Source organism: Roseovarius sp. JB2-10 (assembly GCF_055693585.1).
Genome location: NZ_CM146337.1, coordinates 2,906,012 through 2,930,294, shown reverse-complemented (window position 1 = coordinate 2,930,294; position 24,283 = coordinate 2,906,012). Strand labels below are relative to the sequence as shown.

Sequence of the window (24,283 nt, the reverse complement as noted above, 5' to 3'; positions counted from 1 at the left end):
CCCTAACCATATATCGAATTTCATGTTCGATAAATTCGAATAAACGCCATGACCCATTGACGCCTGCGCCATTTCCTTTGCCTCTATCGGTCAACGACCATGAGTTCAGCCGGAGGTCAGGCCCATGAAATCGAACACACGCTGCGTTGTCATTGGCGGCGGCATCGCCGGATGCTCCACACTCTACCACCTGACGCAGGAAGGCTGGAGCGATGTTGTCTTGGTCGAACGCGATGAATTGACCAGCGGGACGACATGGCATTCCGCCGCTCAGGTGACGAATTTCGGCATGAACCAGACAATGGTGGGCCTCAAGACGCATTCGATCAACCTCTACAAAGACCTGGCGGATGATCCCGACTACCCGATCAACTACCACCATGGCGATGGCGGCATCCGGCTGGCGAATACTGAGGCGCAGATGGATGGATACCGTCACTTTGCGTCAATGGCGCGCGGCATGGACGTGCATTTCGAGGTGATCGATGCAGCGGAATGTGCCCGGCGTCATCCGCTGATTTCGACGGAAAACCTGGTGGGCGGGCTTTGGGATCCACTGGATGGGGACATTGACCCGGCGCAGCTTTGTCAGGCATTGGCCCGGCGCGCCCGCAAGGCAGGTGCCGAAGTTTATCGCAACACGCCGGTGACGGGCCTTACCCAACATAAGGACAACAGTTGGACCGTGCACACCACCAAGGGCGACATTGATTGCGAGGTGGTCGTGAATGCCTGTGGCTACAGGGTGAACGAAGTCGGCGCGATGATGGGCGTGCATCATCCAGTCATGTCCATGGAACACCAGTATTTCCTGACCGAAGAGATCCCCGCGATCAAAGAGGCAGGCCACCGGATGCCCCTTCTGCGCTGCCCAATCAGCGACTATTATTGCCGTCAGGAAAAGAACGGGCTGCTGGTCGGGTTCTACGAGCAAGGCTGCAAAACCTGGGGCATGGACGGGATTGACCCGAATTTTGTGAACGCCCTTTGCCCGGATGATCTGGACCGCGTCACGGATGTGCTCGAAGGGGCCTTTGCGCGCATGCCAGCACTGATGGAAACCGGCATCCACACGGTGGTGAACGGGCCCATCACCTACACGATTGATGGCGCGCCACTGGTGGGACCTATTCCCGGCAAGCGAAATGCCTATTGCATCATTGGCCTGCGGGCGGGCCTGGGGGAAGGTGGCGGGCACGGCTGGCTTTTGGCGCAACAGATCGTGCAAGGCGAGGCGTGTTACGACACCTGGCCGCTCGACCCGCGGCGATTTACCGGCCATTGCAATGTCGAACTCACCGCGCTGAAGGCCATTGAAGATTATCAGAATGAATTCCGCTTTCACTTCCCGCATGAACACCGCCCGGCGGGACGGCCCGCCAAAACCACACCACTGACCCCCATTATGGCCGCTGAAGGCGCGGCGTTTACCGTTGTGAACGGATGGGAACGCGTGGATTACATCAAGCCAAGCGCGGACTTCCACGAGACACATTCGTTTAAATTCAATGAGGTATTTGACGTTGTTAAACAAGAAGTAGCCGCCGTGCAATCCGGCGTCGGGTTGTGCGAGGTCAACGGCTTCAACCGGTTTGAGCTGACCGGTACCGGGGTGCATGACTTCTTGGACCGGATGATCTGTGGCCGGGTGCCGCGCGCCGAAGGCCGTGTGGGGTTGGGGTATTTGCTGAACCATCACGGGATGCTCAAGGGGGAAGCCACCATCGCCAACCTGCCGGGCGGCCGCGTCTGGTACGGATCGGCCGCGGCATCGGAATTTCACGATATGGACTGGTTGCAAAGCCATTTGAGGACCAATGAGGATGTCGAGATCAGATCATTGACGAATGATCAGACCATTCTTGTCCTCGCCGGGCCAAAATCCCGCGCGGTGATGCAGGCCGTGAGCCGCGCCGATTGGTCCGATGCCGGGTTTCCCTGGCTCCGCGTCCGGGAATGTTTCATCGGGATCGCCCCGGCAACGGTCATGTCGGTCAGCTTCTCGGGTGAGCGCGCCTATGAAATCCATGTGCCGAACAATCAGCTTTACGCCGCCTATCTGGCGTTGCGGGCCGCGGGTGAGGCGCATGGGCTGACGCTGTTTGGCGCGCGGGCCGTCGACTCAATGCGGCTGGAGATGGGGTACCTGCACTGGAAATCCGACATCCTGACCGAGTTTGACCCCTTTGAAACCGGGTTGGAGCGGTTCGTCAAAATGGACAAGGCCGATTTCGTGGGCAAAGACGCCTTGCGTGCCCGCCATGTCGCAGGACCGCGCAGGAAACTCATTGCGTTGGAGGTTCATGGACCCGACGCGCCAGCCCATCCGGGGGCATCGGTGATGCAGGACGGTCAGGTTGTCGGCACCGTCACGTCGGCTGATTGGGGCCACCGGGTTGGCAAAAACCTCGCATATGCGTTTGTGGAAACGGATCATGCGGCCACCGGGCGGGAAATGGCGATTGATATCATTGGCCCGCTGGTGCCCGCCACGGTCATCGCGATGGGCCCATATGAACGCCAGTTTTAAGGAACAGGTGCAAAACGCGCCCGATTCCTTTCAGCGGTGACGGGTCAATTTACCCGCAAAAGGGTACCAAATTTTGCATTTATAAAGAATTACGATCCCTTTGCGCAACAAATGCAAAGAATTTGACCTCTCAGACGACATTAATTTGAGAAAACCGGCTTGACGCCCCTTGCCCTCGCCCATAATGTCTCGCGCACGCAGCATGAAGGAGTCGCACGCGTGAAATCGCTAGTCGTCATCGTGGGTAAATGGCGCATGGGCCGGTAACGGACACCATAACGGTACCCCATGCGCCCCCGAAAGATCGGGGGCTTTTTTATGTCGCGTAACAAATATGTGTTGTCATCAACGGAGCAAAGCAATGACACGTCAAATGACCGGAGCCAAAATGGTTGTCCAAGCCCTCAAAGATCAGGGTGTGGACGTCGTATTCGGATATCCAGGCGGTGCTGTGCTACCGATTTATGACGAGGTCTTTCAGCAAAATGACATTCGCCACATTCTGGTGCGCCACGAACAGGGCGCTGTACATGCCGCCGAAGGCTATGCCCGTTCAACCGGCAAACCCGGCGTTGTGCTTGTGACTTCGGGCCCCGGTGCTACCAACGCGGTTACCGGGCTGACCGATGCGCTGATGGACAGCATTCCGCTTGTGGTTCTGACCGGTCAGGTGCCGACCTTCATGATCGGCAATGACGCGTTTCAGGAGGCCGACACTGTTGGCATCACCCGCCCCTGCACAAAACACAACTGGCTTGTCAGTGACACCAAGAAGCTGTCGGGCACTCTGCATCAGGCCTTTCACGTGGCCACGTCGGGCCGGCCCGGGCCGGTTCTGGTGGACATCCCCAAGGACGTGCAATTTGCCAGCGCGGATTACACCCCGCCCCAAAAGGCGCGGATCGATCACTATCAGCCGCAGGTCAAAGGGGACATGGACGCGATCACCGAACTGGTGGTTGCCCTGGAGAAGGCCAAGCGCCCGATTTTCTATACCGGCGGCGGTGTGATCAATTCCGGCCCGGCCGCGAGCCAGCTCTTGCGCGAGTTGGTGGATGCGACGGGCGTGCCTGTGACATCGACCCTGATGGGGTTGGGGGCGTATCCGGCCAACGGCAAGCACTGGATCGGAATGCTGGGCATGCATGGTCTTTATGAAGCCAACATGGCGATGCATGATTGCGACCTGATGATCAATATCGGCGCGCGTTTTGATGACCGGATCACCGGCCGTGTGGATGCGTTTTCACCGGGATCGAAAAAGGCGCATATCGACATCGATCCAAGCTCGATCAACAAGGTGATCCGCACCGATATCCCGATTGTGGGCGACGTGGGCCATGTTCTGGAGGATATTCTGAAGGTCTGGAAATCGCGTGGCCGCACGACCAACAAGGAAGGCCTGCAGAAATGGTGGGCCTCGATCGAGGATTGGAAAAAGGTCGATTGCCTGGCGTTCGAGCAGAAAGGCAAGACGATCCGCCCGCAATATGCGCTCGACCGGCTGGAGGCGCTGACCAAGGACCACGACAGATATATCTGTACCGAGGTGGGCCAGCATCAGATGTGGGCCGCGCAATATCTGCATTTCAATGATCCCAATCGCTGGATGACCTCCGGGGGTCTGGGCACGATGGGCTACGGCTTCCCGGCATCTATCGGCGTGCAGATCGCCCACCCCGAGGCTTTGGTGATCAACGTCGCCGGTGAGGCGTCATGGCTGATGAATATGCAAGAGCTGGGTACCGCGGCACAATACCGTCTGCCGGTGAAGCAGTTCATCCTGAACAACGAGCGCCTTGGCATGGTGCGTCAGTGGCAGGAGCTGTTGCACGGTGAGCGCTATTCGCACAGCTGGTCCGAAGCGTTGCCCGATTTTGTGAAGCTGGCCGAAGCTTTTGGTGCCAAGGGCATCCTCTGCAAGGATCCTGCAGATCTGGACGACGCGATCATGGAAATGCTGAACCACGATGGTCCGGTTCTGTTCGATTGTCTGGTGGAAAAGCACGAAAACTGCTTCCCGATGATCCCGTCGGGCGAGCCGCATAACAAGATGCTTCTGGGCGAAGCCTCGACCAAGGACGCGATTGGAACGTCCGGTGCGGTTCTTGTCTGAGCACAAAAAAGGGAGGGCGCGATCGCCCTCCCCGGTTTGCGCGGTCTGACCTCAGACCGTGTGCGTGCGTGCGCGCCATACCCAGGCAATCACCACGCCGTAGATGATGTGGCCCCAGAACGCGACCCATGTGATGCCGGTCCAGCCCAGGAAGGGTTTGTTGCCGGTCACCAGATGCGCCATGACGTAAAGGGCAAAGACCCAAAGCACGATGCCGTAGATGATGGCGGAGACCAGCCAAGGGAAAGACGGCCAGATTTTGCGACGCAGCGGCTCGGCAATGGCGACCCAGCCAAAGGCATAGGCAACAAGGCCCGCGAAGTAATGCAGCGCTTCGGCACCCGGTTTGAAACCCGAACCGAAGACAGCCTTGATCGAGGCGTTGGCGAGACCCACCGGCGCCAGCGTGGCAAAGCCGAACATCGGCGACAGGACCTGTCCGAAGATGTCAAAGGCCAAAAGGGCCGCGGCACTGGCGATGAAAAAAGAAACCAGTTTGGATTTGATGTCGGTGGCATCCATTTGGGAGACCATTGGGGCAGTTGCGTCAGTCATGTTATGTCCTCGTTGTTGAGTTCTGCGTTCTCCGCCCAGATCGGGTATCAACGAGACAACTGCAACCCGGCTGACGTTTCCGTGACACACCGCGATCAACTCTTGAGAGATATTACAGCGCCCCGGCAAATGCCCGGTGGCACCAACCGTGAAGGGATCACACATGTCCGCGCTTAAAATCAAAAAAGGTTCGAACAAACATTCCGCCTATAACCTGCGGCCGACGTTTTCGGATGTGATCGAGTCCCACACTTTGGCGATCGTCGTCGACAACGAACCCGGTGTTCTGGCCCGTGTCATTGGCCTGTTCTCGGGGCGTGGGTACAATATCGACAGCCTGACCGTGGCCGAGATTGACCATCAAGGCCATCAGTCGCGCATCACCATCGTGACCGCCGGCACGCCGCAGGTGATTGAACAGATCAAAACGCAATTGGGCCGGATCGTGCCGGTGCATGATGTGCATGACCTGACGGTTGAAGGCGCATCGGTGGAACGCGAACTGGCACTGCTGAAAGTGGCGAACGAAGGCGACAAGCGCGTAGAGGCGTTGCGCCTGGCGGATATCTTCCGCGCCAACGTTGTCGACAGTACGTTGGACAGTTTCGTCTTTGAAATCACCGGCACGCCCGACAAGATCGACGCTTTCGCCGAATTGATGCGCCCCTTGGGCCTCAGTGAAATCGCCCGTACAGGTGTGGCCGCCCTGCCCCGCGGACGCTGATACGCGTCAGGCTGAGCGGTCCCTGTTCCATCCCTGAACCCAGATCAGATTGCGCGACGCGTGGCCGGTTTTTTGGGTTTGGATTGGGCTGATTTCGGTTCAAATGCGATGATTTTCGTTTCCGATTTCCGCGTCATCACGGGTTTCGGTTGTTTCTGATCACGCCCTGCATTCTTCAGGTCCTGCGCCAGTGACGGATATTCATCGGTTGCAACCAGTCTTGGATTGCTGGCCAGACGCATCCGTCGGTCCTCTCGCACATCAAATTGCACCAAATCACCCGGATCCAGATCGGATCCGTCCAACATTGATGCCCCTTCTCCATTAAAAAATGCCAGATCGCCGTGGTCTTCGCACCAGATAACAGCACGACTTCTTGATTGATCGCTCCACAAAACTACGCCAAACATATCTTCCCCAAATTTTTTTCACATCGTCCCCCCAACACCGATATTGCGGCGTTAACCCGGGTTGTGACACTTCTAAATTGACTTGTGGTCCTTAAAACTTGTGTCAGATAAGCAAAAAACTGACGCTATTTAGCATCAAAATTGGCATACTGCGCAAATCGGCGGGGAGTCGCCGAGTCGAGGGGCTATGTGAACTCCTCAATAATGTGCATAGAGACAAGACCCTGGAGACGGCTGAGTGGACGCAGAATTGAAAATTGGAATGCCAAAGAAATCGCGTGATCCCGCTGAATTGCGTGGCATATTTGGACAAAACCTGCGGCATCTATGCGCCTCCTACCCATCGGTTTCCGGCTTGTGTCGCGATCTTGGGATCAATCGCACACAGTTCAATCGGTACCTGTCTGGCGAGAGTTTTCCCCGGCCCGACGTGTTGCACCAAATCTGTACGTTCTTCGACGTGGACGCGCGGATTCTGCTGGAGCCTGTCGAAGAGATTGGTCCGGCGACGCACGATTTGCTGAACCATCCGGCCCTGAAGGAGTTCTTTGGCAGCGAGCCTGTCAGTGTGGAGGAACGGCTCTTTCCAAGCGGGTTTTACAGGTTCGTGCGCCGCGCGTTTATCGGGCAGAACGACTTCATGACCGGGCTGGTTTATGTGTACCGCACAGACGGATACACCTTATTGCGCGGGTACGAACCCCGGCAGGCCATTCGCCAACAAGGCCTGTCGACGGATCCCAAGGCGCGTGAATTCTGCGGTATCGTGATGCGTCAGGAGGAAGGCGTTATGGCGATTGTGACGCACAGAAACGCGCTGGCCTGCTCGTTCAACTTCCTGACCCCTGAGACATCGTTTCAATCCAACCTGTGGGAAGGGTATGCGACCCGAACGGTGCGCGAGAAGGTCACAGGACGGCGCGCCACCCGGATGGTTTATGAACATCTGGGCGTGGACCGGACCGCGGTGATGCGCACGGCGCGTCAGGCGGGATTGATTGATCTGGATGAGGTGCCGCCCTTTCACGCGCGTCTGTTGCAGCTGGATCAGCCGTTCAAATAGACGCGTCCGTCCCTGATTTTTCTGGCGCTTGTGGAAAACTATTGTCGCATTTTGTCGGTTTTTTGGCCCGGGTTTTCGGCTTCACTAACCGGATAACAGCTCAAAATCGCCCAGGAGTTTCGCGATGAACCAGCCCGTCACCGACCTGTCAAATGTCCGCGCGGACGTCGCAACCGCCAATGGATTGCCAAATGCGCACTATATTGATCCCGGTGTTTACGCTGAAGAGCGTCAGGCGTTGATCTACCGTCAATGGGCGGGCTTGGCGGTGGCGGCAGATGTCCCCGAAGCGGGCGATGCGGTGCCGTTGGAATTTCTGGGCATGCCGCTCTTGCTGGTCCGCGACAAGGACGGTCAGGTGCGTGTCTTTCAGAACATCTGTCGCCATCGCGGCATGATCCTTGTGGAAGAACCACGCAAGATCGAGGGCGCCATTCGATGCCCCTATCACTCATGGTGTTATTCGACCAAAGGCAAGCTGGTCAGCACACCGCATGTGGGCGGCCCCGGTCAGAACACCCATGACGCCATCGACCGTGACAGCCTGGGCCTCAACGAAGTGCGCAGCCATGTCTGGCGCGATGTCGTGTGGATCAATGTATCAGGCGATGCGCCTGCGTTCGAGGTAGTCCATGCCGATCTGATCACCCGGTGGTCGGATTTCGCCAAACCGCTCTATCACGGCGGAGCGGACAGCAAATTTGAATTGCCCGTCAAAACCAATTGGAAACTGGCGGTCGAGAATTACTGCGAAAGCTATCACCTGCCGTGGATTCATCCCGGCCTGAACAGCTATTCGCGCCTTGAGGATCACTACCACATCGAAGAACCCGGCCAGTTTTCCGGCCAAGGCACGATGGTGTACCGACAACTCAAAAACGAGACCGGAGATGTATTCCCGGATTTCGATGACGTTGGCGCGAAATGGGATGAACAGGCCGAATATATCGCCGTGTATCCGAACGTGCTTCTGGGGGTGCACCGCGATCACGCGTTTTCGATCATTCTGGAGCCGAAGAGCACCGAAGAAACAGTGGAACATGTGCATCTTTATTATGCCACTGACACAACAGATGCGGCGCTGCGCGCCAGTAATACGGCGCAATGGAAAGACGTGTTCGAAGAAGATATTTTTGTGGTCGAAGGCATGCAAAAAGGCCGCCATGCGGACATGTTTGACGGGGGTCGTTTTTCGCCTGTCATGGACAGCCCGACCCATTGTTTTCACGATTGGGTCGCGGGCAAAATCGGGGCATATCGGGCGCAGGCTCAGGCGGCGGAATGACCGAGCTTGATGCGCAGATGATCGCGGCCCACGCGGCCCACGATCAGGCCGCGTTAATCCGGCTCTATACACAGGCGGCGGACCTTGCCACCGACAAGACAGCCGCCGGTTTTTATCTGACCCATGCTTATGTTTTTGCGCTTGAAGCGGGGGCGCCCGAGGCCGCAAACCTGCATGCGCGGCTCAAGGCACAGGGGCGCGAAGAATAGGCAGTACACCGCCCATTTTTGCCTTGTTCAACTATTGGGTTTCGACGCCTCACACCCGATTCGCCGGTTCGGAAATGCTTATAACGAGACCATTACAGATCATTTCAATCACAAGTTTATTGTAACCCTTTGTGAAACAAACGCCGAAAATTGCGTGAATTGATCGCAAATCTGGCTCCAAATCATTGATTCATTTGACAGAAGTTTTACCCGCGCCTCTACTCACGGCGTTTTGATAACAATTTTATGGAGGGGTTTTAGTGATCCAACAATTAAAACAGCATCTGTTGGGGGTGGCGACGGTTTGTGCGATTGCACTTGTACCGATGAGCGCCGCGGCCATTACAGTTACCAATGATCCTACGGGAACGGCCCGCGCCGGCTTTGGCGCAACTGATACGCTCGATTGGGGGCAATTGGGGGGCAGTTTCACAAATGTGCCTGTGCCGGCAAATGTAACGTCGGACGGTGGGATTTCTGCCACCGTATCGGCACCAGGTTCCATGGAGCGTCGTGACGCACCTGGAGATTGGTTTGGCAATTTTACAGATGGCAACACGCTGTTGTGGACTCGGGGTGCAGGCGATCTAACGATCGACTTTGACACGCTCATTGGTGGGATTGGTTTTCAGATCAATCCGAATCTCAGTGACACAACCACGTTTGTTTCTCTGTTCAACTCCGCGATGGAAAGCCTTGGGTTTTTTGAGCTGGGAACGAATAGCCGGAGCGAATCTTCTGCCAGTTTTCTGGGGTTCACCAGCGACAGCGACAACATCGCGCGCGTCGTCATTAGCCAAAACGGTAACAACGACTTTTCGGTGAACCAGCTTTCGCTGATCACCGGGAACGGTGGCGAAAATCCTGATGGTGTCGTCCCATTACCGGCGTCATTGCCGCTGTTGCTCGGGGCCTTTGGCTTCCTTGGCTTCATGCGTCGCAAGCACGGCTAAGGCAAACGCCTCACAAAAATTTATGGAAAAGGGCTCCGTTAGGGGCCCTTTTTTGTTGCGATCGGTGCTGTCACACATGACTCTTGGCAAACACGAAAAAGGGAGTCCGCCATGATCGAAGGCCTGAGCCACATGACCTTTATCTGCCGCGATCTGGACCAGATGGAGGAGGTTTTGACCACAGTCCTGAACGCGACCAAAACCTATGACAGTGGTGAGGGCACGCATTCGCTGTCGCGTGAGCGGTTTTACGATGTGAACGGGATCTGGATCGCGGTGATGGAGGGAGAGCCCCTGCCCGCCCGCAGTTATAATCACGTGGCTTTCAAAATCGATCTGGCTGATTATGAGATGTATCTTGGCCGGATACAGTCTCTGGGCCTCGATTTGCGCGAGGGGCGCTCCCGGATCACCGGCGAAGGTCAGTCGATCTATTTCCACGACCATGACAACCATCTGTTTGAATTGCACACGGGCACCCTGCAGGAGCGATTGGCGCGTTACCGGGTGACCCCGGCCTGATCCATGCCGTGCATCACGGCCTTGGCCGCGCGCAGCCCCGGTGCCTCCCCGCCCTTGCCGAGCCGTTCCATGGTCAGATCCATGGCAGCCAGTTGTGCGCCGGGATCTGCGATGAGCTTCAGCAATGTCGGCGCAATCACGTCGGCGCGGCACTCTTGGCCTAGGCATTCCGGCACGGACCGCGTGTCTGACACCAGATTGACCAAGGTCAGCGTATCGACCTTGAGCATACGCTTGATGATCACCCGGCTAAGCCATTTCATATCATAGGCAATCACCATTGGTGTGCGCGTTGCTGCCAATTCCAGGGATACCGTGCCCGATGCCGCCAGCGCATAATCCGCCGCCTTGAAGGCCGCCGCCTTGTCGGATTTATAGGCATCCGCGGTCATTTCATTCGGGTTGAGGATGATGGGGTCCACGGGCCAGTCCTGAACAGCCTCCCGCACCAGCCTGGCTACATTTGCGGTGGTTGGCAAAACGACCTGCAGGTCCGGATGTTGCGCTAAAACCGGCCCAAGGCTTTCGCCGAAAGTTGCGGCCAGGCGGTTGACTTCGCCCCGGCGGGAGCCGGGCAAAACCAAAAGGATCGGGGCATCGCTGAGGTTGTATTTGGCCCTGAACGCCGTCACATCCGCATTGGTCGCAATGGGTTCGGCCACCACGGGATGACCGACAAAATCGCACGCCATCCCGGCGGCGTGCATATAGGGCGGTTCAAACGGCAGCAAGGCCAGCACATGATCGATATGCCGCGCCATTTTCGCCGCGCGCCCGGCGCGCCACGCCCAGACACTGGGCGCCACGTAATGAACGGTGCGGATGGGGCTGGCGGCCTTGACCCGTTTGGCCACGCGCAGGCTGAAATCCGGGCTGTCGATGGTGATCAGCACATCCGGTTGGGCGTCCAGCACCGCATCTGATGTCTGGTGCAGGCGGCGGCGCAGATGGGGGTACTTCGGCAGGATTTCCGCCAGACCCATGACGCTCAGCTCTTCCATCGGGAAGAGGCTTGTCATGCCTTCGGCCTGCATCAAAGGGCCGCCAACGCCCATGAATTCCACATCTGCCAGAGATTTCAGACCCGCCATCAACGCAGCGCCCAACCGATCACCAGAGGCTTCGCCGGCGACCAGAAAGATCCGCATCAAACCACCTGCGCGCGCAGGAAGAGCCCGGCATCTGCAACCGCTTGCAGGGTCTTGTCGCGTTCAAGGATCATCACACGGCCTGCATCTACAACCATCCCGGCCAGCCCGGCCGCCACGGCAGACGCCACAGTTGCAGGTCCAATCGCGGGCATGTCGATACGCAGGTCCTGGCCTTGCTTGGCGGCTTTGACAAACACACCCTTGCCTCCGTTGCGCAGGGCCGTCGGTGTTTCGCCCACGAAGCGCAACAGCGCATCCGTGCCCTGAACCGTCTCAACGCCAAGGCATTGCCCGCCCGCGACAACACATCCCTGCCCCACGTCCAGAGGCGAAAGGGCCCGCAGAATGTCGCAGGCGCGGGCCATGTCGGCGGTGTCCACCTCGCTTGGGTCGGGACCAATACACAAATCTTCGGCTGCGGTCAGATCGGGCAGCAATTCATGCGCCCCAACCACGTCCACGCCCTGTTCTTCGAACATCTCGATCACCTGCCGCAGCAATGCGTCGTCCCCAAGCTGCATCGCCGCAACAAACCGCGGCGCCAGCGATATCATTACGGGGTCGAACGCCGAAGGGTCCATGGCCGGTCGGTTCAACGACCCGGCAAAGACCAAACGGTCGATCTGATTATCCTTGAGGGCGGCAAAAACACTGCCCATGTGTTCGATGCGAAAGGAATGGGTGTCCGGCCCCATTTGGTGTGGCACGCCTTCCAGCGTGATCTGCATGGCATCGGGATAGGCGGCCGCGATCTGCGGTGGCAGAGCACCATCACAGGCCAGAATTGCCAGCTTGTCCGCCACCTGTCAGCCCTGCCCCGGTGTCAGGAAGGACCGATCACTGGCACCGGTGACAAAATCCACGATCTTGCGGACATAGTCGCTCTCGGTCTCTCCGCCTAAACGCCGTGCCCGGTCCTGAAACGTGCCGTCACCCTGTGCCAACATCTGGAAAGCCGCCCGCAATGCGGTGATGTCAGCGCGGGCCACGCCGCGGCGTTTGAGACCCACGAGGTTCAACCCATCCAGTTCGCCGCGCGGTGCCTGCACCAGACCGTAGGGGATGACGTCATTGGTCACCATGGTCACGGCGCCGATGATGGCCCCTTCGCCGATGCGCACCCATTGATGGACGCCGGACAACCCGCCGATAATGACGTCATCGCCCAACACGCAATGGCCCGCCAGGGCAGCGTTGTTGACGATGATCACGCGGTTTCCGACCTGCGCGTCATGGGCAATATGGCACCCGGCCATAAAGAGCCCGTCATCGCCCACACGGGTTTCACCGCCACCGCCGCCGGTGCCGGTGTTCATGGTGACATGTTCGCGGATACGGTTGCGCGCACCGATCACCAGACGGGTCTTCTCGCCCTTGAATTTCAGGTCCTGCGGCACCTCGCCGATGCAAGCGAAGGGAAAGACAACTGTCTCCGCTCCGATCAGTGTATCGCCGGTGATCACCACATGGGATTTCAGCACCACGCCATCACCCAAACGCGCCTCACTGCCGACATGGCAGAACGGCCCGATATGCACCCCCTGGCCCAGTTCCGCGCCGGGATCGATCACCGCAGAGGGATGGATCATGGTTTCGTTGTCGTTGGTCATCGAAATTACCCTGCCGGCAGGTCCATTATCGCGGTAAATTCGGCTTCGGCGGCCATTTCTCCGGCCACCTCCGCCACACCGCTGAATTTCCAGACCTTGCCCCCGGGTTTGCCGCGCACAGTGCTCAGGTTCATCTCGAGCACATCGCCCGGGACCACCATGCGACGGAATTTGCATTTATCAATCGACATGAAATAGACCAGCATGTTGCGATCCTCCATGCCAAGTGCCGTGCCCACCATCACGGCGGCTGTTTGCGCCATCGCCTCAACGATGGTGACGCCCGGCATGATCGGCTTGCCCGGAAAATGACCCTGAAAATGCGGCTCGTTCATGGTGACGTTTTTGATGCCGCGTGCCGTTTGAAAGCCGTCAATATCCACCACCTTGTCGATCAGCAGAAACGGATACCGATGCGGGATCAGACGTTGGATCAGATGGATATCCGCAGATTTCAACGGCTCGGTCATGGGGTATCCTTTTGTGCTGCTCGTTTTTTATTGTCCCTAGCAATTCAGGGGCATTTGGGCAAGCGGTGCTAGTTATCGGTCTGGTTCTGCGGCTGCGGTGCTTCATCGGATTGCGCGGGCTCTCCCGTCCCGATAACCGCGTCGACCCGAGCGATCGCATCGGTGGTGATATCCGCCGCATTGGCACGCAGCAAAATACTGCGCACATCCAGAAGGACGGCGCCACCGGCGTCGCGCATCAGCTCGCTCAGGACAGGCTCGACCATCCGCATGAAGGTCACTGGCGCCTGATCCCGGCGGCGCTCCAGATCCCGGACCGCGCGTTCGCTGTCGCGCCGGATACCCTGCACGCGGGCGTCAAATTCATCTGCCAGTTTGCGGAATTCTTCAGGTGTTTTTTCCGTTCGCATCTGGGTGAGTTCAAGCTCTTCTGCCTCCAACTCAGCCTCGATCTCGCGGTTGCGGGCAATCAGCTTGTCACGCTCGGCCAGATATTCCTGATTGATGCGCTGTCCCAGTTTAGTTTCCGAAAACAGCCGGTCGGGATCCAGGACCAAAACACCGCTTGCGGGGACCGGTGCCTGCTGCGCACCCACAGGGGCGGCGCTCAGAAAGACCGCGAATAGCGAGATGGACACCCCCAGACGGATGATGCCCGCGACCCCGTGCATGTTCAGAAGTCGGTTTTGACAGTGATGTCGAATTCTTGCTTACGGTCACCCGGTTCGGATTTCAAAGGCTGCGCAAAGTTGAGCCGCAAGGGCCCAAACGGTGACGCCCAGAAGAGTGAAAAGCCGATCACGTGGCGGTCATTGAACCCGCTCGAAATAACCGGGCTGGTGGCTGAGGACGTATCAACATCCCAGATCGCGCCGATGTCGTAGAAAACACCGCCGGTCAGACCGAATTCCTCTGGCACACCCAAGGGGAATTCCGCCTCGAACTTGAGTGCGGCGAAGAAGTTACCGCCAAGCTGCTCACCGGCCTCGGATGGGCCGATACCGTTTGGCTCAAAGCCCCGGATAATCTGATCGGAAAAGCGATCCACGAACCGGCTTTCCTGACTGCCGATGAAGTTGATCGCGCCGCCTTCGAAGGACGCCCGCAATGTCACTTCCTCGTTGAATACCTTGGTCTGCGCAATCGCGCGCACCTTGGTTTCGATGAAGTCACGGTCTCCGCCCAATCCGTTGAACTCCTGACCGAAGGACAACAGAACACCCGCATTCGGGTTCAACCCGGTGATGCGCGTGTCATAGGTGTATTCGTAGCCGATCCCGCTGGAAATCGTGCTGCCCTGCGCAACCTCGTTGGTCAGAACACCGGAAAAACCGTTGTAGTCCGTCATTTCCTTGTACTGAAGGTTGTAGAACAGCTCGAAGCGGCTGTTTTCGGCAACCGGGAAGGTCAGACTTGGGCGGAACCTGCCAATGATCGTGTCAAAGTTGCTGAAATCCGCATCGGTTTCGATCAGCGAGAAATTGAGGCCCAACGCCACATCCCGCGCCAGGAAGGACGGTTCGACGAAATTGATGGCGTAGTTGACGTTGTCGGCCCGGCCCGCAAACGAGAACCCGAGCGATTGACCGCGACCCAGGAAGTTGCGTTCCTGGAACCCTACTGAGGCGCCGAAACCGCCGTTGGAGGCAAAGGTCACGCCAAAGGACAATGAACCCGTTGTGGTTTCTTCGACATCAACGTCAACCACAACCTGATCCGGACGGGAGCCTTCACGTGGATTTACGTCGACATTGGAGAAGAAGCGCAATGCCCGGATACGTTCGGCCGCTTCGCGGATCTGACGCGGGTTAAACGGATCGCCTTCGACTGAATCGAACTGCCGCCGGATCACACGGTCCAGAGTGGTGGTGTTGCCTTCGATATCGATGCGCTCGACAAAGACCCTTGGTCCCTTAGTCAGCACAAACTCGACATCCAAAGTCAGTTCCCGGTCATTTCGGGTGATGCGCGGCTCAACCCGCAGAAAGTCGATCCCCTTCTGAATGGCCAGCCGTTCCATCCGGGCAATGGAGTTTTCCACCAGCGTCGGAGAGTAGACAATACCGGGGCGGATTTTGAGGACGTCCTGGAATTCATCCGCGTCCGCGCCGTCCATTTCGCTGATTGTCGTCACCGCGCCGAAGCGGAATTGCTGACCTTCCTGCACGTTGAAGGTCACGAAATAGGTGTCGCGTTCACGCGCCAATTCGGCATTGGTGCCGGTAACACGGAAATCGACATAGCCGCGCGACTGGTAGAAATCCGTCAGCACTTGTTTGTCGAATTCCAGACGATCCTCAACAAAGGTGTCGCGCGCGACGATGGCGCGCAACAGTCCCGCTTGCTTGCTGTCGATCACGCGGCGCAGGCGGCGGTCCGAATAGTTGCGGTTGCCAACAAACCCGATGCGCTGAACTTCGATCGCCTTGCCTTCGAAGACCTCGAACACCAGATCAACGCGGTTATCGCTGCGGCGGATCACCCGGGGTGACACGCGGGCGGCGATGCGGCCGTTTTGTTCATAAGCCTCGGAAATGGTTGCGGCGTCCCGCTCGGCTTTTGTCGGGCTGAAAACCTGACGGGATCGGCTTTCGATGAAGCTTTCCAGTTCTTCGTCTTTCAGCTTCTTATTGCCCTCAAACGCAATCCTATTGATCGTCGGGAATTCAACAACGGTGATAAGCAACGTGTTGCCACGCGGCTCGATCTCGACGGATTCGAACAAACCGCTGGCAAGGATCGCCTGATAGGCATCATTGACCTTTGCGGCTGATACCGTCTCGCCGGGTGCGATATCCGCATATGTCAGGATGGTGGCCGCTTCGACCCGTTGGTTGCCTTCAACGGTGATGGATCCAAACCGGAAATTCTGGGCCGCGGCGGGATCGGTCAGCACCACCAGGAACAACGCGCCCATGGCAATGACGGCCCATCTGAAACGTTCTGAAAGTGCCCCCAACCCTGTTTGAAAAACACCCAGTCGTTTCTTTACAGCATTCATTGGTCAAACCCAGTAGCCACCCCGTTACAAAAAGTCAGTAACGTGATTACCAAGTCTTGTCAAAACGCCAATAGAGCCTTGTGGAAACAAAGCGCGTTGAGGCCGAAAAAATGAGAATTTAGGTCCTAGAGAGAGCCGACAAAGCCACCCAGCATCAACGCAACCAGAATCGTTGCCAGATACACGATCCGGTCCCAGTTCAGATTGAACAGCAGGCTAAGCCCGCGATATCCACGTTGAATAAGTTGCATGATGTGACGCCGCCACTCCTTTTACCTTATTCTCAACCTAGGCAGAGATTGCGGCAGCAATTGGGGGTAAATTATGGCAATATTGTGACGTGCAGGTCCCTACGGGCACAATATATCGGTTCCGATGGCAAAAACCATGAGGCTCAGAATCAGGGTCAGGCCAATGGTCATCAGCACCCGCAGCGCCCGATCACTTGGGGGTTTGCGCGCCACGGCCTCATAGGCGTAGAACACCAGATGCCCGCCATCCAGAACCGGGATCGGAAAGAGGTTGAGCAGGCCCACAGCCGTCGACAGGAAAGCAATGAACAAAATGAAGCTGTCGGCCCCCTGACGCACCATCGCGCCCGAGACCTGCGCAATGCCAATTGGACCCGTCATGTTGCAGCTGCTGATCTTGCCTGCGATCAGGTGGTACATGCCCGAGAGCGATGTTTCGATCACCTGCCCTGTCCGTTCAAATCCACCTGCCACAGCCGCGCCAAAACCAAGAGGTTCGGTGGCCGGTTCAAAGGCCAGACCACCCGCGATGCCGATGCGCCAGCTTGTGGCGAATCCACCTTCGGGCTGGGGCTCATCAACCCGGCGCGGCGCCAGCGCGAAATCCATCAGATCACCCGACCGCCAGACCTTGAGCTGCAAGGCCCGTCCGTCAGAGGTTTCGACAATATCTTTCAGCTCGGAAAAGGCAGAGATCGGCTGCCCGTCGACCGAGGTGATGACGTCACCCTGTTTCATGTCAATGTCATAGGCCGCCGATTGCGGCGAGATGTTCACCGCGCGCGGCGGCATCGGATAGGGCCCCGCCACATCAATCACCTGACCGTCCCGCTGCACCGTGTAGGACAGCGTCGGCGCTATCGGCAGGGCTTCGATGAAATCATCAAAAGCGCCCGTTTCATCAAATTCCGGCAGGTCCGCACCTTCGATTGCCAGAAGCTGATCGCCTGGCAGCAGGCCAATTTCCGTCGATGGCATGGGGGAAACCTCACCCACAACCAGCGGCTCGGCCACCTTGCCCTGAAACATCATCAGCCCTGAGAAAACGACAATCGACAGGATAAAGTTGAAAATCGGTCCCGCCGCTACGGTCGCCGAACGCGCCCAGAGTGGCGCGCCCTGCATGGTCTGGCGCCGCATTTCCGGGGTCATTTCCTGTACCGCATCGGAATTGGTGTTGGCGCTGGCCGCATTGGCGTCACCGAGAAACTTCACGTAGCCGCCAAAGGGCAACAAGGCGAACTGCCATTTTGTGCCGTGTTTGTCGACGCGCGAATAGAGCACCGGACCAAAACCCAGTGAAAACACTTCCGCTTTGATGCCAGACCACCGGCCCACGATGTAATGGCCATATTCATGGATCGCCACGATGATGGACAGGGCCACCACAAAGGCCAGAATGGTCGTGAACAGGCTGCCGAACTGCGGGATCAGTGTTGCGATATCCAAATTTACTTCCTACTTGCCTGTTTGCGCATCACATCATCGGCGCACATACGTGCCAAATGGTCCGCTTCGAGCACTCTATCAAGGGTGATCTCGGCATCATTGTGGCTTTGACCGGACGATTGCCGGGTTAAAACCTCTTCTACGATCACATTCATATCGCAAAATCCGATTTTTCCCGCAATGAAATGGTCCAAAGCGCGCTCTTTGGCCGCGTTGAAGGTCGCGCCGCTCAATCCGCGGGTCTGCATGACCTCGCGGGCAAGACGTAGGGCGGGATAGCGATCGGTATCCGGTTCGGTAAAGGTCAGCGTGCCAATCGCTGCCAGATCCAACCGTTCGACCGGCAAGGCGCACCGCTCGGGCCAGTTCAGGGCATAGCCGATGGCGTGGCGCATATCCGGCGGGCCAACATGGGCCATCAGCGCCCCGTCGCAAAACCCCACAAGGGCATGCACCGTGGATTCCGGATGGATCAGCACCTCGACCTGCTCCGAGGTCAGGCCAAAGAGCTCACGCGCCTCAATCATCTCAAGCGCCTTGTTGAACATGGATGCACTGTCGATGGTGATCCGCTGTCCCATATCCCAATTTGGATGTGTTGAGGCCTGTTCGATCGTCGCAGTTGCCAGTTTCTCCAGCGGCCAGTCTCGAAAAGCACCGCCGCTGGCGGTGATGATCACGCGGGTGACGGCGGCGCGGTCCTCGCCCACAAGCGCCTGAAAGATCGCCGAATGTTCGCTGTCTACCGGCAGAATGCGGGCGTTGTTTTCTCGTGCCGTGCGCAGAAGCAAGGGGGCGGCCGCCACCAGCGATTCCTTGTTGGCCAGCGCCAGTGTTGCGCCCTGTTCCAATACGGCCAGGCCCGGGCGCAGCCCTGCGGCACCCACGATGGCCGACATGACCCAGTCCGCTGGTCTCGCCGCAGCGTCAACGATCGCATCTGTGCCCGCAGCGGCCTTCACGTCAGATCCTGCAAGGGCGGCGCGCAAATCATCCAGAAGATCGTCACGCGCGGTTACAGCAATATCGGCCTTGAGTTCTTTGGCATCCGCCGCGAGCTGCGCAATGTTCCCGCCGCATGTCAACGCCACGACATCATAGTCGTCTGGCGCGCGTCGGATCAGATCAATGGTATTTTGCCCGACCGAACCGGTCGCGCCGAGAACCGATATCTTTTTCATGCCAGCGCCTTCATCACAGCCCCGGCAAAAGCTTCATGAACCACAGGATCATCACCAGCATGGCCGCGCCCAACAGCGCGTCCAACCGATCCAGCACACCGCCGTGACCGGGGATCAGGTTAGAGCTGTCCTTGACGCCGACCCGCCGTTTGACAAAGCTTTCGAGGATGTCGCCCATTTGTCCGGCCAATGCGACACACATCGACAACACAATCAGCATCGGCCCTGCATTCATCGGCCCCATGAAACAGGCACCCACAATCCCGGCGCCGATCCAGCCGGCAACGGTTCCTGACCATGTTTTCTTGGGACTGATCGCGGGCCAGAATTTGGGCCCGCCCAACATTCGTCCTGCAAAGTACCCGGCAATGTCCGACATGATGACAATCAGCACCAGCCAGGAAATCCACATGACGCCGGCCTCCTGACGCAGGGTCCAGACAGAGAAACCCGCAACGAGAATCCAGGCAGCAAATGGCGTGAAAAGCGCGCGTTCCCGCGACACCTGCCCGGCCCCGACCAAGGCGGCGGCCAGCAGAAACGGGACGACCAACATGATCGGTGACACGCTGGCCAGCGTGAAGGCGGCCGCGCCCAATAGGCTGATGCGAATGGCGGCGGTTTGCTCGGCGCCAAACATCCGCGCCGCTTCCCAGAGCATGATGGCACTGAGGCCGATCACGGTTACCTCAAAGATCACGCCGCCAATCCAGATGTCGGCAGCGCCCACAACCGCCATGGCTATTCCGGAAGCAACACGCGGGGCCAGATCACCCCATTTCGCGCTGTCGCTCATACGGAGACAGCCCCGAAACGGCGATCCCTCAGCCCGTATCCCTGCAGGAGGTCACGGAAAATGTCCTTGGTGAAATCCGGCCAGAGCGTATCGATAAACTCGTATTCCGCATAGGCCGACTGCCACAGCAGGAAATTCGAGATCCGTGCCTCACCGCTTGTGCGGATCACCAGATCCGGATCGGGCAGAACGCAGGTATCAAGATATTTAGGCAGTGTTTCCTGATCCACGTCATTGGGATCCAGCCGCCCCAGTGCCACATCCTGCGCCAGACGCTTGGTGGCGCGCGACACCTCATCGCGGCCGCCATAGTTCAGCGCAATGGTCAGATTTGTGCCAGTACATTGATTGGTCATGCGTTCGGCTTCATCCATCAGCCCGCGCAGTTTTTCGTCAAGACGGGGGCGATCACCGATAAACCGGACACGCACATTGGCTTTTACGAATTCCTGCATCTCTTTCATGATGTAACGGCGAAAGAGGTTCATCAGCCCGGCCACTTCGGTCTGCGTTCGCTTCCAGTTTTCCGTCGAAAACGCAAAAATGGTTAGGTACTTCACGCCCAGTTCCGGACAGGCCCCTACGATGTCGCGCACCCGGCGCGCACCGGCATGGTGCCCAAACAACCGTGGCCGTCCGCGCGCCTGCGCCCACCGGCCATTGCCATCCATGATGATCGCCACATGGCGCGGGCCGTCTGTCGGGGCCTCTACCGGCGCATCAATGGATGGAACTTCGGGTTTCACGGCCATCAGACCTGCATGATTTCTGCTTGTTTGACCTCAAGCGCTTCATCGACATTGGTGATGTATTTATCGGTCAGGTCCTGCACCTCGGTTTCCCAGAATTTTTGGTCATCTTCCGACATGCCATCGGCCTTGGCCTTCTTGATCTGATCCATGCCATCCCGGCGCACGTTGCGCACGGCCACGCGCGCATTTTCGGCGTATTGCGAGGCGACTTTGGTCAGTTCCCTGCGGCGCTCTTCGTTCAGTTCGGGGATCGGCAGCATGATGATCGTGCCGTTGAGCTGCGGGTTGATGCCCAACCCACTTTCGCGGATCGCTTTTTCGACCTTGCCGACAAGACCCTTATCCCAGACGTTCACCGTGACCATGCGGGGTTCGGGAACGTTCACCGTGCCCACCTGATTAATCGGCGTGTTCTGGCCATAGGCATCCACCATGACCGGCTCCAGCATGCTGGCCGAGGCGCGGCCCGTCCGCAGTGACGAAAATTCCGTCCTCAATGAGGCGATTGCACCGTCCATTCGCCGTTGCAGATCGTCCGTATCAATCTCAAAATCATCCGCCATTACCGGTCTTCCTTTGGTTTGGCCTGTCCACAGCTCGCCTCATCTTTAGCGTCAACCGTGCACGGTTGTATAGGTACCATCCCCGGCCAGTATACCTTTGAACCCGCCCGGCTCATCCAAAGAGAACACAATGATCGGCAGGCTGTTGTCGCGCGCCAGAGCGATTGCGCTGGCATCCATCACCTTGAGGTTCTTGGCCAACACCTCGTCATAGCTCACGCGGTCATACCGTTTGGCGTCGCTATTGGTGACCGGATCCTTGTCGTAGATGCCGTCCACCTTGGTGCCCTTGAAGATCGCCTGGCAGGCCATTTCATTGGCCCGCAGCGTGGCGGCCGTATCGGTTGTGAAATACGGGTTGCCTGTGCCTGCCGCGAATATGCAGACCCGTTTTTTCTCCAGATGGCGCACGGCCCGGCGGCGGATGTAGGGCTCGGCCACCTCATCCATACGAATGGCAGAAATCACCCGGCAGAACACGCCAAGTTTCTCAAGCGCACTTTGCATCGCCAGCGCGTTCATTACCGTTGCGAGCATACCCATGTAATCAGCGGTTGTCCGTTCCATCCCCTGCGCGCTGCCCTGCAAGCCGCGAAAGATGTTGCCGCCGCCGATGACCATGCAAATCTCGACCCCCATGTCATGGACGATTTTCACTTCGCTGGCGATCCGTTCCACGGTAGGAGGATTCAAGCCAAATCCCTGATCCCCCATCAACGCTTCACCTGAGATTTTCAACATGACGCGGTCGAATTTCGTTTCGGGGCTGTGGGGCTCTGACATTGGCACTCTCTCCGCATCGGTCAATCGCGCGCAAAATGTCCGAAAAATGAGATGGGTTCAATCACTGAGTAAGCTCTTTTACCTATTTTGCACAAAACTGCCTCGCATGAGGGGGCAAACTGCCGTATCTGACGGGCGCGATGAAGCTAACGATTGATCTCCCGCCGGACCGTCCGGTTTTGATTGCCGGCCCCACGGCATCGGGCAAATCGGCCCTCGCACTTGATATCGCTCAAACCCATGGCGGCGTCGTGATCAATGCGGACGCCCTGCAGGTTTTCAGCAACTGGCGGGTGTTATCCGCCCGTCCGTCGCTTGCGGATGAGGCTGCGGTGCCGCACGCGCTTTACGGCCATGTTGCACCCGACGCGCCCTATTCCGCGGGCCATTGGCTGCGCGAGGTTGCGGATCTTCTGGCGGGGTCATTGCGGCCTATTATCGTGGGCGGCACAGGCCTCTATTTTTCGGCGCTGACAGAGGGGTTGGCGGAGATTCCACCCACGCCCGATACGGTCCGGGCCCGTGCAGACGTCCTGCGCAAGGCGGGCAATCTGGGCGCGATGCTGAATGATCTGGATGCCCTCACACGATCCCGCATTGATGTTCAAAACCCAATGCGGGTGCAGCGCGCGTGGGAGGTTCTGACCAGCACCGGTCAGGGCCTGGCCGCGTGGCAAGATGCAACACCTGCCCCGCTCTTGCCCCTGTCTGATGCAACGGCCCTGCTGTTGGATGCCGACAAGGACTGGCTGAATACCCGGATTGCACAACGCTTTGATCTGATGTTGGCCGAAGGAGCGCTGGACGAAGCGCGTGCGAACCTGACAGGCTGGGACCCAAACCGTCCCTCTTCCAAGGCCATCGGCGCCCCTGAGCTGATCTCACATCTTCTCGGCGAAATATCGCTCGAAGAGGCAAAAGAAGCCGCCACAATCGCAACGCGTCAGTTTGCTAAGCGACAACGCACTTGGTTTCGCGCACGGATGGGCGAATGGTTGCCGATTGATCCATTAAGTCTGTGATTTAGCCGCCTGATATAATTGGCGAAAACCAACGCATCTGGTAAAAGAAGCCTTCTGAAATCAGGGCTTTTGATCGCCATGACCGTTCCAATCCGCATTCTGACGCTGGCCCAGTGGGCAGATGGCGCCCCATGGCGTTGGGAGTTGCAGCATAGTTTCGACACTCATGTCCTGATTTGGATCACCCGCGGTCAGGGCCGGTGTACAATTACCGGATCCCGCCGCGGATTGGGCACGCACAATGCCTTAGCTTTGCCCGCCAAAACATTGTTTTCCTTTGATTATGGCCCTCATGTATTTGGCCATATTGCATTGATCGAGGCTGGTGGCCCTATTCTAATGCCGGATGAGCCGCAACATCTGCGGATTCGTGACGCGCATTCGCAGGCCGATTTAACCGGCTTGATGGATCTCGATGTTGCGCGAACAAAATGCGGGGCGCGATTTTGCGGATGAGGTCGTGGTGGCACAGGGCCATCTGCTGACGGTGTGGCTGCGCCGCACGATGATCGAGCAAGACACCTCGATCGCCGAAACCGGTGCCTCTGCCCCGCTGCTTCGCGCATTCTCGGCTTTGGTGGAGCGTGACTATCGCTTGGGCAAACCTTTGGCCGAATATGCCCGTGCACTGGGCGTCACGCCCACACATCTGACGCGTGCCTGCCGTCAATCCTGCGGACTGACGGCTGCCGATATGATTACCGAGCGCGTGCTGCATGCCGCCCGGACCGCTCTGGAAGATGGGGATACCGCGATAAACGTCATTGCGGCCGATCTGGGGTTCAACAGCGCGACGTATTTCTCGCGCTTCATCCAGCATCACACGGGCTCAACCCCGTCCGCCCTGCGCAAGAAGGACAGCCTTACGCCCGAGCCGCATACATAAA

Annotated in this window: 26 protein-coding genes; 11 read left to right on the top strand and 15 right to left on the bottom strand. The window is 58.0% G+C overall.

What is annotated here, in order from left to right:
* Positions 1 to 124 precede the first annotated feature (124 nt).
* Together ACZ1HJ_RS14680 and ACZ1HJ_RS14675 are read left to right on the top strand one after the other, a co-directional pair.
* Entirely contained in the window at positions 125 to 2,530 is a 2,406-nt protein-coding gene (locus ACZ1HJ_RS14680) for a GcvT family protein (RefSeq protein WP_472719402.1), read from the top strand.
* A gap of 361 nt (positions 2,531 to 2,891) precedes the next feature.
* Complete coding sequence (locus ACZ1HJ_RS14675) at positions 2,892 to 4,646, top strand: acetolactate synthase 3 large subunit (RefSeq protein WP_472719401.1); 1,755 nt, start codon at positions 2,892 to 2,894, stop codon at positions 4,644 to 4,646.
* Positions 4,647 to 4,697: 51 nt separating this feature from the next.
* On the opposite strand, the gene ACZ1HJ_RS14670 is transcribed toward ACZ1HJ_RS14675, so the two are convergent.
* Positions 4,698 to 5,201, bottom strand: a complete 504-nt coding sequence (locus ACZ1HJ_RS14670; RefSeq protein ID WP_472719400.1) for a hypothetical protein — start codon at positions 5,199 to 5,201, stop codon at positions 4,698 to 4,700.
* 163 nt (positions 5,202 to 5,364) lie between these two features.
* Here ACZ1HJ_RS14670 and ilvN point away from each other — a divergent pair, with 163 nt between their 5' ends.
* The gene (gene ilvN / locus ACZ1HJ_RS14665) at positions 5,365 to 5,925 is read left to right on the top strand and encodes an acetolactate synthase small subunit (protein WP_472719399.1); all 561 of its coding nucleotides are present in this window, start codon (positions 5,365 to 5,367) and stop codon (positions 5,923 to 5,925) included.
* A gap of 44 nt (positions 5,926 to 5,969) precedes the next feature.
* Here ilvN and ACZ1HJ_RS14660 read toward each other — a convergent pair whose 3' ends face one another.
* Positions 5,970 to 6,233: a hypothetical protein gene (locus tag ACZ1HJ_RS14660; RefSeq protein ID WP_472719398.1), complete on the bottom strand. Its 264-nt coding sequence runs from the start codon at positions 6,231 to 6,233 to the stop codon at positions 5,970 to 5,972.
* 364 nt (positions 6,234 to 6,597) lie between these two features.
* On the opposite strand from ACZ1HJ_RS14660, the gene ACZ1HJ_RS14655 reads away from it, so the two are divergent.
* The 5 genes from ACZ1HJ_RS14655 to fosX all read left to right on the top strand — a co-directional run bounded on the left by ACZ1HJ_RS14655 (position 6,598) and on the right by fosX (position 10,367).
* Entirely contained in the window at positions 6,598 to 7,398 is an 801-nt protein-coding gene (locus ACZ1HJ_RS14655; protein ID WP_472719397.1) for a helix-turn-helix domain-containing protein, read from the top strand.
* A gap of 124 nt (positions 7,399 to 7,522) precedes the next feature.
* Positions 7,523 to 8,683: an aromatic ring-hydroxylating oxygenase subunit alpha gene (locus ACZ1HJ_RS14650; RefSeq protein ID WP_472719396.1), complete on the top strand. Its 1,161-nt coding sequence runs from the start codon at positions 7,523 to 7,525 to the stop codon at positions 8,681 to 8,683.
* The gene (locus tag ACZ1HJ_RS14645; protein ID WP_472719395.1) at positions 8,680 to 8,892 is read left to right on the top strand and encodes a hypothetical protein; all 213 of its coding nucleotides are present in this window, start codon (positions 8,680 to 8,682) and stop codon (positions 8,890 to 8,892) included. Before ACZ1HJ_RS14650 ends, ACZ1HJ_RS14645 begins: the two co-directional genes overlap by 4 nt.
* A 260-nt stretch (positions 8,893 to 9,152) precedes the next feature.
* Entirely contained in the window at positions 9,153 to 9,845 is a 693-nt protein-coding gene (locus ACZ1HJ_RS14640) for a VPLPA-CTERM sorting domain-containing protein (RefSeq protein WP_472719394.1), read from the top strand.
* A gap of 111 nt (positions 9,846 to 9,956) precedes the next feature.
* Positions 9,957 to 10,367 carry a FosX/FosE/FosI family fosfomycin resistance hydrolase gene (gene fosX / locus ACZ1HJ_RS14635; RefSeq protein WP_472719393.1) on the top strand — a complete coding sequence of 137 codons (411 nt, stop codon included), beginning with the start codon at positions 9,957 to 9,959 and terminating at the stop codon, positions 10,365 to 10,367.
* Here fosX and lpxB read toward each other — a convergent pair.
* The 13 genes from lpxB to pyrH all read right to left on the bottom strand — a co-directional run bounded on the left by lpxB (position 10,346) and on the right by pyrH (position 22,374).
* Positions 10,346 to 11,515: a lipid-A-disaccharide synthase gene (lpxB, locus tag ACZ1HJ_RS14630; RefSeq protein WP_472719392.1), complete on the bottom strand. Its 1,170-nt coding sequence runs from the start codon at positions 11,513 to 11,515 to the stop codon at positions 10,346 to 10,348. The two genes, fosX and lpxB, sit on opposite strands and share 22 nt — an antisense overlap.
* A complete protein-coding gene (locus ACZ1HJ_RS14625; RefSeq protein WP_472719391.1) occupies positions 11,515 to 12,321 on the bottom strand; it encodes an LpxI family protein in 807 nt (268 codons plus the stop codon). Before ACZ1HJ_RS14625 ends, lpxB begins: the two co-directional genes overlap by 1 nt.
* Positions 12,322 to 12,324: 3 nt before the next feature.
* Positions 12,325 to 13,128, bottom strand: coding sequence for an acyl-ACP--UDP-N-acetylglucosamine O-acyltransferase (gene lpxA / locus ACZ1HJ_RS14620; protein ID WP_472719390.1), 804 nt, complete (start codon positions 13,126 to 13,128; stop codon positions 12,325 to 12,327).
* A gap of 5 nt (positions 13,129 to 13,133) precedes the next feature.
* Positions 13,134 to 13,598 (bottom strand): 3-hydroxyacyl-ACP dehydratase FabZ, encoded by a 465-nt coding sequence (gene fabZ / locus ACZ1HJ_RS14615; RefSeq protein ID WP_472719389.1) that lies wholly within the window; start codon positions 13,596 to 13,598, stop codon positions 13,134 to 13,136.
* A gap of 68 nt (positions 13,599 to 13,666) precedes the next feature.
* Positions 13,667 to 14,269: an OmpH family outer membrane protein gene (locus ACZ1HJ_RS14610; protein ID WP_472719388.1), complete on the bottom strand. Its 603-nt coding sequence runs from the start codon at positions 14,267 to 14,269 to the stop codon at positions 13,667 to 13,669.
* A gap of 2 nt (positions 14,270 to 14,271) precedes the next feature.
* Entirely contained in the window at positions 14,272 to 16,599 is a 2,328-nt protein-coding gene (bamA, locus tag ACZ1HJ_RS14605; RefSeq protein ID WP_472719387.1) for an outer membrane protein assembly factor BamA, read from the bottom strand.
* A gap of 125 nt (positions 16,600 to 16,724) precedes the next feature.
* Positions 16,725 to 16,850 (bottom strand): hypothetical protein, encoded by a 126-nt coding sequence (locus ACZ1HJ_RS14600; RefSeq protein WP_472719386.1) that lies wholly within the window; start codon positions 16,848 to 16,850, stop codon positions 16,725 to 16,727.
* Positions 16,851 to 16,949: 99 nt separating this feature from the next.
* Positions 16,950 to 18,299 carry an RIP metalloprotease RseP gene (rseP, locus tag ACZ1HJ_RS14595; protein WP_472719385.1) on the bottom strand — a complete coding sequence of 450 codons (1,350 nt, stop codon included), beginning with the start codon at positions 18,297 to 18,299 and terminating at the stop codon, positions 16,950 to 16,952.
* A gap of 2 nt (positions 18,300 to 18,301) precedes the next feature.
* The gene (gene dxr, locus ACZ1HJ_RS14590) at positions 18,302 to 19,480 is read right to left on the bottom strand and encodes a 1-deoxy-D-xylulose-5-phosphate reductoisomerase (RefSeq protein ID WP_472719384.1); all 1,179 of its coding nucleotides are present in this window, start codon (positions 19,478 to 19,480) and stop codon (positions 18,302 to 18,304) included.
* A 13-nt stretch (positions 19,481 to 19,493) separates the two neighbouring features.
* A complete protein-coding gene (locus ACZ1HJ_RS14585; protein WP_472719383.1) occupies positions 19,494 to 20,276 on the bottom strand; it encodes a phosphatidate cytidylyltransferase in 783 nt (260 codons plus the stop codon).
* Positions 20,273 to 21,028: an isoprenyl transferase gene (locus tag ACZ1HJ_RS14580; protein ID WP_472719382.1), complete on the bottom strand. Its 756-nt coding sequence runs from the start codon at positions 21,026 to 21,028 to the stop codon at positions 20,273 to 20,275. The genes ACZ1HJ_RS14585 and ACZ1HJ_RS14580 overlap by 4 nt, the downstream gene beginning before the upstream one ends.
* Positions 21,028 to 21,591, bottom strand: coding sequence for a ribosome recycling factor (gene frr, locus ACZ1HJ_RS14575; RefSeq protein ID WP_472719381.1), 564 nt, complete (start codon positions 21,589 to 21,591; stop codon positions 21,028 to 21,030). Before frr ends, ACZ1HJ_RS14580 begins: the two co-directional genes overlap by 1 nt.
* A gap of 51 nt (positions 21,592 to 21,642) precedes the next feature.
* A complete protein-coding gene (gene pyrH, locus ACZ1HJ_RS14570) occupies positions 21,643 to 22,374 on the bottom strand; it encodes a UMP kinase (RefSeq protein ID WP_472719380.1) in 732 nt (243 codons plus the stop codon).
* Positions 22,375 to 22,514: 140 nt separating this feature from the next.
* Between pyrH and miaA the strand changes: the two genes are divergently transcribed.
* The 3 genes from miaA (at position 22,515) to ACZ1HJ_RS14555 (ending at position 24,282) form a co-directional block, all read left to right on the top strand.
* Positions 22,515 to 23,396, top strand: coding sequence for a tRNA (adenosine(37)-N6)-dimethylallyltransferase MiaA (gene miaA, locus ACZ1HJ_RS14565; RefSeq protein ID WP_472719379.1), 882 nt, complete (start codon positions 22,515 to 22,517; stop codon positions 23,394 to 23,396).
* A 78-nt stretch (positions 23,397 to 23,474) separates the two neighbouring features.
* Positions 23,475 to 23,852 (top strand): hypothetical protein, encoded by a 378-nt coding sequence (locus ACZ1HJ_RS14560; RefSeq protein WP_472719378.1) that lies wholly within the window; start codon positions 23,475 to 23,477, stop codon positions 23,850 to 23,852.
* Positions 23,812 to 24,282, top strand: a complete 471-nt coding sequence (locus ACZ1HJ_RS14555; RefSeq protein ID WP_472719377.1) for a helix-turn-helix transcriptional regulator — start codon at positions 23,812 to 23,814, stop codon at positions 24,280 to 24,282. The genes ACZ1HJ_RS14560 and ACZ1HJ_RS14555 overlap by 41 nt, the downstream gene beginning before the upstream one ends.
* Position 24,283 lies beyond the last annotated feature (1 nt).

Coding starts and splice junctions, on each gene's coding strand:
- ACZ1HJ_RS14680 (WP_472719402.1), top strand. CDS start 125: ATGAAATCGAACACACGCTGCGTTGTCATTGGCGGCGGCATCGCCGGA.
- ACZ1HJ_RS14675 (WP_472719401.1), top strand. CDS start 2,892: ATGACACGTCAAATGACCGGAGCCAAAATGGTTGTCCAAGCCCTCAAA.
- ACZ1HJ_RS14670 (WP_472719400.1), bottom strand. CDS start 5,201: ATGACTGACGCAACTGCCCCAATGGTCTCCCAAATGGATGCCACCGAC.
- ilvN (WP_472719399.1), top strand. CDS start 5,365: ATGTCCGCGCTTAAAATCAAAAAAGGTTCGAACAAACATTCCGCCTAT.
- ACZ1HJ_RS14660 (WP_472719398.1), bottom strand. CDS start 6,233: ATGTTGGACGGATCCGATCTGGATCCGGGTGATTTGGTGCAATTTGAT.
- ACZ1HJ_RS14655 (WP_472719397.1), top strand. CDS start 6,598: ATGCCAAAGAAATCGCGTGATCCCGCTGAATTGCGTGGCATATTTGGA.
- ACZ1HJ_RS14650 (WP_472719396.1), top strand. CDS start 7,523: ATGAACCAGCCCGTCACCGACCTGTCAAATGTCCGCGCGGACGTCGCA.
- ACZ1HJ_RS14645 (WP_472719395.1), top strand. CDS start 8,680: ATGACCGAGCTTGATGCGCAGATGATCGCGGCCCACGCGGCCCACGAT.
- fosX (WP_472719393.1), top strand. CDS start 9,957: ATGATCGAAGGCCTGAGCCACATGACCTTTATCTGCCGCGATCTGGAC.
- lpxB (WP_472719392.1), bottom strand. CDS start 11,515: ATGCGGATCTTTCTGGTCGCCGGCGAAGCCTCTGGTGATCGGTTGGGC.
- lpxA (WP_472719390.1), bottom strand. CDS start 13,128: ATGACCAACGACAACGAAACCATGATCCATCCCTCTGCGGTGATCGAT.
- fabZ (WP_472719389.1), bottom strand. CDS start 13,598: ATGACCGAGCCGTTGAAATCTGCGGATATCCATCTGATCCAACGTCTG.
- ACZ1HJ_RS14610 (WP_472719388.1), bottom strand. CDS start 14,269: ATGCACGGGGTCGCGGGCATCATCCGTCTGGGGGTGTCCATCTCGCTA.
- bamA (WP_472719387.1), bottom strand. CDS start 16,599: ATGAATGCTGTAAAGAAACGACTGGGTGTTTTTCAAACAGGGTTGGGG.
- ACZ1HJ_RS14600 (WP_472719386.1), bottom strand. CDS start 16,850: ATGCAACTTATTCAACGTGGATATCGCGGGCTTAGCCTGCTGTTCAAT.
- dxr (WP_472719384.1), bottom strand. CDS start 19,480: ATGAAAAAGATATCGGTTCTCGGCGCGACCGGTTCGGTCGGGCAAAAT.
- ACZ1HJ_RS14585 (WP_472719383.1), bottom strand. CDS start 20,276: ATGAGCGACAGCGCGAAATGGGGTGATCTGGCCCCGCGTGTTGCTTCC.
- ACZ1HJ_RS14580 (WP_472719382.1), bottom strand. CDS start 21,028: ATGGCCGTGAAACCCGAAGTTCCATCCATTGATGCGCCGGTAGAGGCC.
- frr (WP_472719381.1), bottom strand. CDS start 21,591: ATGGCGGATGATTTTGAGATTGATACGGACGATCTGCAACGGCGAATG.
- pyrH (WP_472719380.1), bottom strand. CDS start 22,374: ATGTCAGAGCCCCACAGCCCCGAAACGAAATTCGACCGCGTCATGTTG.
- miaA (WP_472719379.1), top strand. CDS start 22,515: ATGAAGCTAACGATTGATCTCCCGCCGGACCGTCCGGTTTTGATTGCC.
- ACZ1HJ_RS14560 (WP_472719378.1), top strand. CDS start 23,475: ATGACCGTTCCAATCCGCATTCTGACGCTGGCCCAGTGGGCAGATGGC.
- ACZ1HJ_RS14555 (WP_472719377.1), top strand. CDS start 23,812: ATGTTGCGCGAACAAAATGCGGGGCGCGATTTTGCGGATGAGGTCGTG.